Annotated in this window: 10 protein-coding genes; 5 read left to right on the top strand and 5 right to left on the bottom strand. The window is 74.4% G+C overall.

The window, feature by feature from the left end; translation table 11 throughout:
* Positions 1-113: 113 nt before the first annotated feature.
* The 4 genes from ACFCX4_RS30185 to ACFCX4_RS30170 form a co-directional block, all read right to left on the bottom strand.
* Entirely contained in the window at positions 114-467 is a 354-nt protein-coding gene (locus tag ACFCX4_RS30185) for a putative quinol monooxygenase (protein WP_376149253.1), read from the bottom strand.
* 55 nt (positions 468-522) lie between these two features.
* The gene (locus tag ACFCX4_RS30180; RefSeq protein WP_376149256.1) at positions 523-1,770 is read right to left on the bottom strand and encodes a 3-deoxy-7-phosphoheptulonate synthase; all 1,248 of its coding nucleotides are present in this window, start codon (positions 1,768-1,770) and stop codon (positions 523-525) included.
* Between the two features lie 103 nt (positions 1,771-1,873).
* On the bottom strand, positions 1,874-2,572 hold the full coding sequence (locus ACFCX4_RS30175) for an O-methyltransferase (protein ID WP_376149250.1): 699 nt from the start codon (positions 2,570-2,572) through the stop codon (positions 1,874-1,876).
* Positions 2,573-2,759: 187 nt separating this feature from the next.
* Positions 2,760-3,569 carry a hypothetical protein gene (locus tag ACFCX4_RS30170; RefSeq protein WP_376149247.1) on the bottom strand — a complete coding sequence of 270 codons (810 nt, stop codon included), beginning with the start codon at positions 3,567-3,569 and terminating at the stop codon, positions 2,760-2,762.
* Positions 3,570-4,135: 566 nt separating this feature from the next.
* On the opposite strand from ACFCX4_RS30170, the gene ACFCX4_RS30165 reads away from it, so the two are divergent.
* The gene (locus ACFCX4_RS30165) at positions 4,136-5,776 is read left to right on the top strand and encodes a class I adenylate-forming enzyme family protein (RefSeq protein ID WP_376149245.1); all 1,641 of its coding nucleotides are present in this window, start codon (positions 4,136-4,138) and stop codon (positions 5,774-5,776) included.
* A gap of 20 nt (positions 5,777-5,796) precedes the next feature.
* Here the strand turns inward: ACFCX4_RS30165 and ACFCX4_RS30160 are convergent, their stop codons facing one another.
* Complete coding sequence (locus tag ACFCX4_RS30160) at positions 5,797-6,672, bottom strand: LysR family transcriptional regulator (RefSeq protein ID WP_376149242.1); 876 nt, start codon at positions 6,670-6,672, stop codon at positions 5,797-5,799.
* Between the two features lie 178 nt (positions 6,673-6,850).
* Here ACFCX4_RS30160 and ACFCX4_RS30155 point away from each other — a divergent pair, with 178 nt between their 5' ends.
* From ACFCX4_RS30155 to ACFCX4_RS30140, 4 genes are read left to right on the top strand one after another with little or no spacing between them, the layout of a single operon-like run.
* Entirely contained in the window at positions 6,851-8,263 is a 1,413-nt protein-coding gene (locus ACFCX4_RS30155; RefSeq protein ID WP_376149239.1) for an MFS transporter, read from the top strand.
* Positions 8,264-8,319: 56 nt separating this feature from the next.
* Positions 8,320-8,928, top strand: a complete 609-nt coding sequence (locus ACFCX4_RS30150; RefSeq protein ID WP_376149236.1) for a VOC family protein — start codon at positions 8,320-8,322, stop codon at positions 8,926-8,928.
* Entirely contained in the window at positions 8,925-9,179 is a 255-nt protein-coding gene (locus ACFCX4_RS30145; protein ID WP_376149233.1) for a hypothetical protein, read from the top strand. The genes ACFCX4_RS30150 and ACFCX4_RS30145 overlap by 4 nt, the downstream gene beginning before the upstream one ends.
* Entirely contained in the window at positions 9,176-10,414 is a 1,239-nt protein-coding gene (locus ACFCX4_RS30140) for an FAD-dependent monooxygenase (RefSeq protein ID WP_376149230.1), read from the top strand. Before ACFCX4_RS30145 ends, ACFCX4_RS30140 begins: the two co-directional genes overlap by 4 nt.
* The last annotated feature ends 60 nt before the right edge of the window (positions 10,415-10,474 follow it).

Genomic DNA, 10,474 nt, shown 5'->3' with positions numbered 1-10,474 from the left:
CCCTTTGGCGACCCCCCCGGCGGGTTTTGGGGGGGTCGGGTCCGGTCTTTTTGGGGGGGGGCCCCCCCCGGCCCGGGGGCCCCCCCCGGGCGGGGCGGGGACCCCGGTCCGGATCAGCCCTCCTGGGCGGCGTCCTCGGCGTCGGGGTGGTGCACGGCGAACACCGTGTAGGCGTGCGGGTCCGGCTTGGCGAGCGCGGCGGCCTTGTCCCGGTAGACCTGGACGTCCGGGTCGGCCATGGTGGCCTTGATGTCGGCCTTGCTGCGCCACTGGGCGAAGTAGAGCAGGCGCTTGCCGTCGGTGCTGGTCAGGATGTTCACCGAGATGCATCCGGGGCGGTGCCGGATGAACTTCTCGGCGCCCTCGCTCATCACCTCGGCGAGCTCCTGCTGCTTCTCCGGCTCGACCTCGAAGACGTTGACCATCGCGATGGTGCCGTCCTCGGTGCGGATGACCGTCTCACTCATGGGTTGGTTCCCTTCCTCACGGATGAACATCACAGGTGGGCATCAGGGTTGGACTTCACCGCCGGCCACCGGAGTGGACAGCGGCGTTGCGGGCGGACGGCTCGGCCGTCCACGCACGGACCACCTCGACGGCCTGGGCCGGGTTGAGGCGGGGGTCGCAGTGCGACGCCGGGCCGGAGGACGTCCCGGTCCCGGCCTCCGCCGGGTCGGACCAGACGCACTCGGCGACGTCGTGGGGCGTGGTCTCCAGGTGCAGCCCGGCGGGGACGGCGCCGGCCCCGGCGACCGCCTCCTGGAAGGCCCGCACCTCGGCGACGAGGGTCCGCACGGCACGGACCTTCGCCCCGGACGGCGCCTTCACGGTGTTGCCGTGCATCGGGTCGCAGAGCCAGACCACCGGGTGGCCGGCGTCCCGGACCGCGGCGACCAGCGGCGGCAGCACGGAGCCCGCGGCCCGGGCGCCCATCCGGGCGATCAGGGTGAGCCGGCCGGGCTCGCGGGCCGGGTCCAGCCGGGCGCACAGCGCGAGCAGTTCGCGCGGCCGGACCGTCGGGCCGATCTTGCACGCGACCGGGTTGGCCACCTGGGCCAGCATCATCGCGTGCGGGCCGTCCGGGTGGCGGGTGCGCTCGCCGATCCACGGCAGGTGGGTGGAGGCGAGCAGGATGTCGCCGGACTCGGTCCGCCGCAGCAGCGGCAGCTCGTAGTCGAGGACGAGCGCCTCGTGACTGGTCCACACCGCGGCGCCGGAGGGCGGGGCCCAGGCGCTGGTGCGCCGGCGCAGCTGGGTGACGGCGGACAGCGCGGCGTGGTAGCAGTCCAGCATCCGCTGCGGGTCGGCCCGGCGGGCCTCGGGCGTCGGCTCCGGACCGTTGACCAGGTGGCCGCGGTAGACCGGCAGTTCACGTCCGTCGACGACCTCGGTGGTGGCGCTGCGCGGCTTGGCGAACTGTCCGGCGATGCGTCCGATCCGCAGGACCGGCCGGCCGGTGCCGACCGTCATCACGCCGGCCAGGGCGTCGAGCAGCCCGGCCTTGCGCAGGATCGTGGACGGCTCGCACTCGGCCGGGTCCTCGGCGCAGTCGCCGGCCTGGACGACCTGGTGGCCGCCCGCCGCGGCCTCGGCCAGCAGGGTGCGCAGCTGGCGGACCTCCTCCGAGGTCACCAGGCCGGGCATCCGCGCGAGTTCGGCGCGCACGGCGGCCGCCCGGACGGGGTCGCGCCAGTCGGGCTGCTGCTCGGCGGCGCCGACGTCCCAGGGCCACTCCTCACCGAGGCCGGTGAGGGGCCGTTCGACGGTCAGCGCGGGCGGCGGGTAGCCGGTTCGGGTCACCCCGGTCACGTTCGTCCTCCGTCCGGTCGGGGCCGGTGCTGCGGTGCGGGCGTTCTGCGGTCGGCGGCGGCCATCAGGCCGCGGCCGCGGTGTCCGGCAGCCGGCGGGCCATGGTCAGGCCGTCCGCGAGGGGCAGCATGACCAGCTCGACGCGGCCGTCGCGGCGGGCGTGCTCGTTGAACGCCCGGACGGCGGCGGGCTTCTCGGCGGGGTGCTCGTGGACCACCTCGCCGTTGAAGAGGGTGTTGTCGACCAGCAGCAGCGCGCCGGGGCGCAGGCGCGGGACCAGCTCGTCCCAGTAGCCGATGTAGCCGGGCTTGTCGGCGTCGATGAAGGCGAGGTCGAGGTGCGGTTCGGCGGGCAGCGCGCGCAGTGTCTCCAGCGCCGGGCCGAGCCGCAGTTCGATCCGGTCGTCCACGCCGGCCCGCTGCCAGAACTCGCGGGCCAGGGAGGTCCACTCGGCGGAGACGTCACAGGTGACGAGGGAGCCGCCGGCGGGCAGGGCGCGGGCCAGGCAGAGCGAGGAGTAGCCGGTGAAGGTGCCCACTTCGACGATGTCGGTGGCACCCAGCAGCCGGACCAGGAAGGAGAGCAGGGCGCCCTCCTCGGGCGCGACGGTCATGTGCGCCTGGTCCGGGACGGCCTCCCGGGTCCGCTCGATCAGCTCGGCGAGGACCGGGTCGGGGGTCATCCTGCCGTGGTGGAGGAGGTAGGAGTGCAGCTCGGCGGTCAGTGGCAGGTTCCGGGGGCTCAGCGTGTCGGTGCGCAGCACAGGGTTCTCCCGAAGGTGACGTGGTGGAGGCTTCTTCGAACGGGCGGACCTCGGTGGGACGGAGCTGGGTGGGACTGAGCTGGGTGGGACGGCGACCGGTGCGACGGCGACCGGTGCGACGGCGCCGGGAGGAGCGGGACCCGGGACGCCCCGGGCGGGCGGACGGATCCGGGCGGACGGATCCGCGTCAGGCGGGGATCTCCAGGCCGGCGAGCCGCCACTCGGCGTAGGCGCGGCGGACGGCCTCGGTCTCCTGCGGGATCCGGTCCATGAAGTCGCCGAGGTCACCGGGACAGTGCAGTTCGAACCGGCGCCGCCGGGCCGGCCGGCCGTGCTCGCGGACGAAGTACATGACGGTCGAGCCGTCCGGGCCGCCCTCGTGGGGGTTGTGCCCGCCGCCCTCCCAGAGCAGGCCGGCCTCGGTGCGCCAGGCGGAGACGAGTCCGGCCAGCAGCGGTTCGCCGGGGCGGCCCACCACGAACGCGGTGTGCTGCTCGAAGCCGTGGGCGGCCTCGGACTCCGCGATCCGCCGGTCGAAGCCGGGGCTGTCGCGCGGGAAGAGGAAGACCTCGACCGCGGCGTGCCGCCGCCCGTCCGGCAGGTTCATCCGCAGCCGGGTGATGTGGACCTCGCAGTCCGCCGGGTCGAGGCCGTAGCGCTCGCCCAGCCGGCGGCGGACCACCGTGCTCGGGACGGTCGGCAGCGGGGCCAGGCCCCGGCGCTCCAGGTAGCGCAGGCCCGCGCCGACGGTCCGCGGGAACAGCAGGACCCCGCAGTGGTCGAAGAGGCAGTTCCGCTCGGTCAGCGCGGTGGCCTCGCCGCCCGCCTCGACCGGGGCCAGGAGCGTGGCCGCCGCGGCGGTGGAGGCGAGCCGGGCGTCCCGGACCGCCTCGTCCAGCTGCCGCAGATCCGTGCCGGAAAATGCATTGTCCGCGGGAATTCCTTCGCCCGATCTGAGCCGGGCATTCGTTTCGCCGGAAGGGTGGACCACCGACATCGGGAACCTCCTCTTTTCGGGCCGGTCGAGAGTCTGGAGCAGTCCGGCCCGGACCGGCAAGCCCCCACGGGGCCCGGCCGGAGCGGACATTTCCCAATTCCCGTCCCGCCCCACCCGGCCCCACCTCGGAGAACGGCCTTCCGGCGGCACCCGGCGAAAGCGGACGTTCGGCTTTCGCGATGATCCGGATCGGCAGGACCGAACGGCGGGCCGGCCCGGCCGGCGGGTCGGAACGGGTGCGGAAGCAGGGAGAACCCTCCCCGGAAGGCCCCGCTGTATTGAGATCCCTTACCTAGGAAGGGCCGGCCGGCCCGGCCCCGGCCCCGGAAACGGCCGTCCGTTCGGTCCGGGCGATGAACCGCATCGGCCGCGACGAACGAAATCCGCCGGAAATCCCGGAGGAACCCGCCGGGGTGACCCGACATAGGGATTCCTTATTGCGGCCGGGCCCCCGCCGCCGGATTGGGATTCCTTATCGGGGAGTGCTGGACGATCCGGCGGACCGTCGCCCAGAATCCAAGCCGGCAAAGCAATGACCGCTCGTTCTCTCGCAGACGGAGGACCTTGTGACCGCCCCACTGGTGGAATCGTCAACGACTTTCCCCGCGTTCACCGAGGCCCTGGAACAGGCCGCGGCCGCACGTACCGCGCCCGCCGTGCTCGACGGCGGCCACCGGTTCGGCTGGCACGACCTGCTGGTCCGCTCCGAGCGGACGGCCGCGGTCCTGCACCGGCACGGGCTGCGGGCCGGCGAGGTGCTGGCGGTCCAGCTGCCGAACAGCTGGGAGCTGGTGGTGCTGCACGCGGCCACCGCCCGGCTCGGTGTCCTGCTGCTGCCCCTCCACTGCGCCTACGGGCCGCACGAGGTGCGGTCACTGGTCGACCAGGCCGGCGCCGCCGGGCTGGTCGCCCGGGCCTCCCACCGCGGCCACGACCGCACCGCGGACGTGCTGGCACTGCGCGGCCGGTGCGCCTCGCTGCGGCGGGTGTGGCTCTCCGGCGCAGTGCCCGCGGGCCCGGACGGAGCGCCGCTCCCGGCCGGACTGCCGGACTCGGCCGAACTCCTGGACGGGGCCGCACCACCGGCGGCCGGCCTGCCCGCTCCCCCTCGGGACCCGGGCACCCCGCTGATGCTGCTCGCCTCCTCCGGGACGACCTCACGGCGCCCCAAGCTCTGCGTGCACACCCACGGCAGCCTGCTCGGCAACGCGGCGGCCGTCGCCGCGGACGGCGGGCTCGGCCCCACCGACACGATCGTCTCCGCGAGCCCGCTCAGCCACGCCTTCGGCCTGCTCTCGGTGCACACCGCCCTGGTCACCGGCGGGGGCGTCGGTCTCTTCGACGGCTGGGACGCCCGGCGGTTCCTGGACGCCCTGCGCTCCGCCGGAGCCACCGCCGCCTTCGCCGTCCCGGCCCAGCTGCGCGACCTCATGGCGCTGCTGACCGGCGGCCCGGCGGGCGACGGCGGCACTCCGGCGCCGCCCGCGCTGCGCGAGGTGCGCACCGGCGGCGCTCCCGTCCCCCGCGAGCTGGCCGAGGCCGTCCGCCGGCACCTCGGTGCCCGCCTCATCGTGCAGTGGGGCATGACCGAGATCGGCGCCGGCACGTACCTGCGCCCCCACGACCCGCCCGAGGCGGCGGCCACCATCGGCCGGCCGGTCTCCGGCGGGGAGGTCAGGGTGCTGGACCCGGACGGCGCCCCGGCCGGCCACGGCGTCACCGGTGAACTCCAGTACCGCAGCCCCTACATGTTCCGCGGCTACCACGGCGCTCCGGAACTCACCCGGGCCGCCCTCACCCCCGACGGCTGGCTGCGCTCCGGCGACCTCGCCGCCCTGAACGCCGACGGCACGGTCGGCTACCGGGGCCGCGCCGACGAGCTGATCAACCGCGGGGGCCTGAAGTTCAGCGCGCTGGAGGTCGAGGAACTGCTGAACGACCTGCCGCAGCTGACCCAGCACGCGGTGGTCGCCCGGCCGGACCCCCGGCTGGGCCAGCGCTCCTGCCTGCTGGCCGTGCTCCGCGAGGGCGCCGCCCTGACGCTGGAGGAGGTGACCAGCCACCTGTCCCGCAAGGGGCTGGCCACCTACAAACTGCCCGAACAGCTGGTCCTGCTGGACCGGCTGCCGACGACCGTCACCGGCAAGATCGCCCGCGCCCGGCTGGCCGCGATCCCGGTGCCCGCGCCCGGCGAGGCCCGGCGGTGACCGGGGACCGGAGCCGGCGCTCAGGCCGCCAGCTGCGCGCGGAGCACGGCCTGGAAACCGATCAGATTGGGGTTCGCCGAGTTGCGCTCCAGCCACGTCATGGTCACCGCGGTGCTCAGCCGGGTGTCCCCGATCTCCACCAGGCACACCTCCCCCCGGTCGGCCTGGGCCCGCACCGACACCAGCGGCAGCAGTCCGAGCCCCATGCCGGCCGCCACGCACGCGCCGAGCGTCCCGATGCCCGAGACCTCCGTGACGGGCTCCTTGCGCCCCACCCCGCCGAACGCGCCGTCGAACATCGCCCGGAAGCCGCACCCCTGCTCGGTGGCCAGGAACGGTTCGACGGCGAGCTCCGCGAGGTCCACCCGGCGCCGCTCGGCCAGGTGGTGCCCCGGCGGCACGATGACCACGAGCGGCTCCTCGGCCAGGGTCTCCGCCCGCAGACCGGCGTCGGCCGGCGGGTCACCGAAGGTCAGACAGATGTCCAGCTCGCCCCGGCGGACGGCGCCGTACAGCTCGCCGCGGTTGTGCTGACCGACCCGCACCCGGGTCTGGGGGTACTGCGAGCGGTAGGTCGAGAGCACCTCGGGCAGCATGTGCAGGCCCACCGTCTCCAGCACCCCGACCGCCAGCTCGGTGTTGGGCCGGGCGACCGCGAACCGGGCCTCCTCCAGCAGGGTGAGGATCCGGTCGGTGTACTCCGACAGCACCGCGCCCTGCGCGGTCAGCCGGACCCGGCGCTGGGAGCGGTCGAGCAGGTCCACACCCAGTTCGCGCTCCAGCGCCTGGATCTGATCGCTGACGCTGGACTGCGCGTAGTGGAGCTCCCTGGCCGCCTGTGTGACGCTCAGGGTCCGGGCCACCGCCTCGAACGTCCGTAAGTGACGTAATTCCATCGGCTCAGGCCCCTTCTGACGATCCATCGGCCGAGCCGATGGTACTCATAGAGCATTCCCGTCGTCACCAGCGCCACCTCGCACTTCGGGTCCGGTTGAATGGCTGCAACGCCCGCCTCCCGTCAGCACGGTTGAGGCCGCGGATCTCCACGCGATCCCCACCCCTAGGAGCACCGACATGGCCACCGAGGCCGCACCCGAGTCCGCCGTCACACCGGACACCCCCGCCAAACCCTCCCGCGCCCTGCTGATCGGCCTCTCCCTCGGCTACTTCATGGTCCTGCTGGACATGACCATCGTCTCGGTGGCACTGCCCGCGATCGCCGACTACCTGGACGTCGGTCTGAGCGGCCTGCAGTGGGTCACCAACGGCTACACCATCACCTTCGCCGCCCTGCTGCTCACCGCCGGCTGGCTCTCCGACCGGTTCGGCGGACGGCGGGTGTTCCTCTGGGGCCTGGTCGGCTTCGGCGTGCTGTCCGGCGTCTCGGCCTTCGCGACGACGCTCTCCGCGCTGATCACCCTGCGGCTGGCCCTGGGCGCCGCCGGGGCGCTGCTGCTCCCGGCCTCGCTCGCGGTGATCACCAACGCCTACACCGTGCCCGCCGAGCGCGCCCGCGCCGTCGGGTCCTGGGCCGCGATCACCGGTGCGGCGCTCGCCGCCGGCCCGGTCGTCGGCGGCGTGCTCACCGACACCGTCGGATGGCGCGCCATCTTCCTCATCAACGTGCCGCTGGCGCTGGCCAGTTTCGTCATCACCGTCAAGCTGGCCCCGGAGACGGCGCTCAAGCAGCGCAGCGGGCTCGACCTGACCGGCCAGCTGTCCGGCGTGATCGCGCTGGCCGCCCTGGTGTACGCGCTGATCGAGGGCCCCGACAAGGGCTGGACGGCGGGTGGCGTCCTGACCGCCTTCGCGGTCACCGTCGTCGCCGCGGCCGTCTTCACCGGTGCCGAACTGCGGGCCGGCGACTCCGCGATGCTCCCGCTGCGGATGTTCCGCAACCGCGGCTTCTCGTCCGCCGTCGCGGCCGGCCTGCTCGCCAACTTCGGCCTCTCCGGCCTGCTGTTCGTGCTGTCCCTGTACTTCCAGGACGGCCGCGGCTACTCCCCGGTGACGGCCGGCCTCGCCTTCCTCCCGCTCACCCTGCCCACCGCGTTCAACCCCATCTTCACCGGCCGTCTGGTCGGCCGGATCGGCCCGCGCCGCCCGGCCACCACCGGCTTCGTCCTGATGGGCGTCGGCGCGCTGGTCCAGGCCCCGTTCACCGGTGACGGCCCCGTCGCCCTGGTGGCCACGGTGATCGGCCTGCTCGCGTTCGGCTTCGGCGTCTCCTTCGCCCTGCCCGCCCTGGTCGCCGGGGTCGCGAGCACCGTCCCGACCGAGCTCGCCGGCATGGGCGCCGGCACGCTCAACTCCGCCCGTCAGGTCGGCGCCTCGCTCGGGGTCGCCGTCCTGGGCGTGATCCTCGACCTCTCGTCATCCAGCGCCGACGGCACCCGCTGGGCGCTGGTGGCCGGCGGGGTGGCACTGCTCGCCGGTGCGCTCATCGCGTTCTCGGGTCTGCACAGCAAGGACCCCGGGGCCGCGTAGCTCCCGGCGGCGGCGCCCCGTCGCCCACCTCTGGCATCCGGACTCCAGGAGGAGCTTTGGCAACCGCAACACCGTCCACCCGCCCGCAGGCCGGCCGGTCCGGCCTGCGGGTCGACGGAGTCGACCACCTCGCCTTCGTCACGTGGAAGCCGCGCGCCACCCACGAGTTCTACACCGGGGCGCTGGGGCTGCCGCTGGTCCACGCGATCACCGCGACCGGCTGGGTCACCGAGGACTACCCGGACTTCGTCCACTTCTTCTTCGACCTCGGCCGGGGCAACCGGATCGCCTTCTTCTACTACTTCGGCCTGCCGGAGGAGGAGGCCCCGAGCGACCTCATGCACCGCTCCCGGCACGTCGCCTTCCACGTCGAGACCGAGGAGGAACTGCTCGCCTGGCGGGACCGGCTCAAGGCGCACGGCGTGCGGGTCACCCCGCCGCTGGCGCACGAGCTGATCGAGTCGATCTACTTCGACGACCCCAACGGCCTCCAGCTGGAGATCACCAGGCCGCTGCGCACCATGTCCGGCATCGACGCCAGGGACGCCGAGCTGACGCTGCGGGCGCTCGTCGACGTGGCGGAGTCCCCCGAGCCGTCCGTGCACGCGATGTGGCAGCGGAAGGCCGAACTCATCCGGAAGGACACGGAGGTGCAGGAGTCGTGACGCTCGCCCTGTACGTGCTGGACGTACCCGAGTTCGTCCCCGTGGTCCGCACCGCCGAGGCCGCCGGGATGGTCACCCGCCGGGCCGGCGACTACCTGCGGCTGTCCACCGCCGCCGACGAGGTGGTGCTGCGCCGCGAGGGCACGGGCATCCGCACCGCGCTCTGGCACGCCGCCCTGACCGGTGGCGTCGACGCCCGCATCGTCCTGTTCGACTCCGAGATCCTCCACCTGGCGAAGGAACGCCCGTGAGCAGCAACGACGAGCAGCCGACCGCAGGGAACCGGGTGCTGGTCGTCGGCGCCGGCCCGTCCGGGCTCAGCGCCGCGCTGGCCCTGCGCGCCGCCGGACTCCCGGCCACCGTCCTGGACCGGCGCACCGCCGACACGGTCCGGCCCGGCAGCCGGGCCGCCTACCTGCACGGCGCCTCGCTGCGCGAGCTGGAGCGGCTCAGCCCCGGCCTCGGGCACGAGGTGGCCGGCCGGGGCGTGATGTGGGCGACCAAGCGGTCCTACTGGGCGGGCAAGGAGATCTACACCCGGACCTACCCGCAGGTCGGCCGCGACGGCCTGCCACCGTTCACCAGCCTGCCGCAGGTGCAGACGGAGGACATGATGGCCGCCGCCTGCCGGAAGGCCGGCGTGCGGTTCCACTGGGGCGTCGAGGTCGCCTCCGCCGTGTCCGCGCCGGACGGGGTCCGGCTGACGGACTCCCTGGGCCGCGGCTGGGAGGCGGACTACGTGATCGCGGCGGACGGCTCGCGCTCGCCGCTGCGCGCCGCGATCGGCAGCCCGCTGGAGGGGCCGCGCTCGGAGAACACCTTCGTGGTGGTCGACCTCGACGACGACCCCGCCAACCCGGTGCCGCGGGAGCGGGTCTTCCACTACAACCACCCGGCGGTCGGCGGCCGGAACGTGCTGATCGTCCCGTTCGCCGGCGGCTGGCGGGTCGACCTCAACCTGCTGCTCAACGACGCCCCGGAGCGGTTCACCTCCCCCGAGGGCCTGCGCCGCTGGATCCCCCGGGTGCTCCCCGCGGCGTACGGCGAGCGGGTGCGCTGGGTGTCGACGTACCGGTTCGCCCAGCAGGTGGCCGCCCGGTTCACCGACACCCACCACCGGGTGCTGCTGACCGGGGAGGCGGCCCACCTGTTCGCGCCGTTCGGCGCGCGCGGGATGAACTCCAGCATCCCGGACGCGGTCCGGGCGGTGCAGGCGGTCCGTGAGGCGCTGTCGGCCGGCACCCCGGAGTCGGCCGCGGCGGCGGTCGCCCGCTTCGCCCGGGAGCGCAAGGAGGCGGCCGAGTACAACCGGGCCTGTGCGAGCGTCGCCCTGGAGCACATGCTGGCCCACCGGCCGTCGGTGTGGCTGCGCCGGCGGGCGGCCGCGGCGGTGGCCGTGGTCGGCCAACGGGCCGGGGCCTGGCTGGACGCGGCGCCCTACGGGCCGAAGCTGGCGTCCCGCGGGGCGGCGCGGACGTCGTACTGACCGGACACCGGCCCGGCCCCGTACGCCCCCGGATCCGCCGCCGTGGTGGCCGTCGTCCCG

Source organism: Kitasatospora sp. NPDC056327 (genome assembly GCF_042261735.1).
Taxonomy (GTDB): Bacteria; Actinomycetota; Actinomycetes; order Streptomycetales; family Streptomycetaceae; genus Kitasatospora.
This window is presented reverse-complemented; position numbering and strand designations above follow the sequence as displayed.

Excerpts from the sequence above, each read along its gene's own strand:
- ACFCX4_RS30185 (WP_376149253.1), bottom strand. The coding sequence starts at position 467 with ATGAGTGAGACGGTCATCCGCACCGAGGACGGCACCATCGCGATGGTC.
- ACFCX4_RS30170 (WP_376149247.1), bottom strand. The coding sequence starts at position 3,569 with ATGTCGGTGGTCCACCCTTCCGGCGAAACGAATGCCCGGCTCAGATCG.
- ACFCX4_RS30160 (WP_376149242.1), bottom strand. The coding sequence starts at position 6,672 with ATGGAATTACGTCACTTACGGACGTTCGAGGCGGTGGCCCGGACCCTG.
- ACFCX4_RS30155 (WP_376149239.1), top strand. The coding sequence starts at position 6,851 with ATGGCCACCGAGGCCGCACCCGAGTCCGCCGTCACACCGGACACCCCC.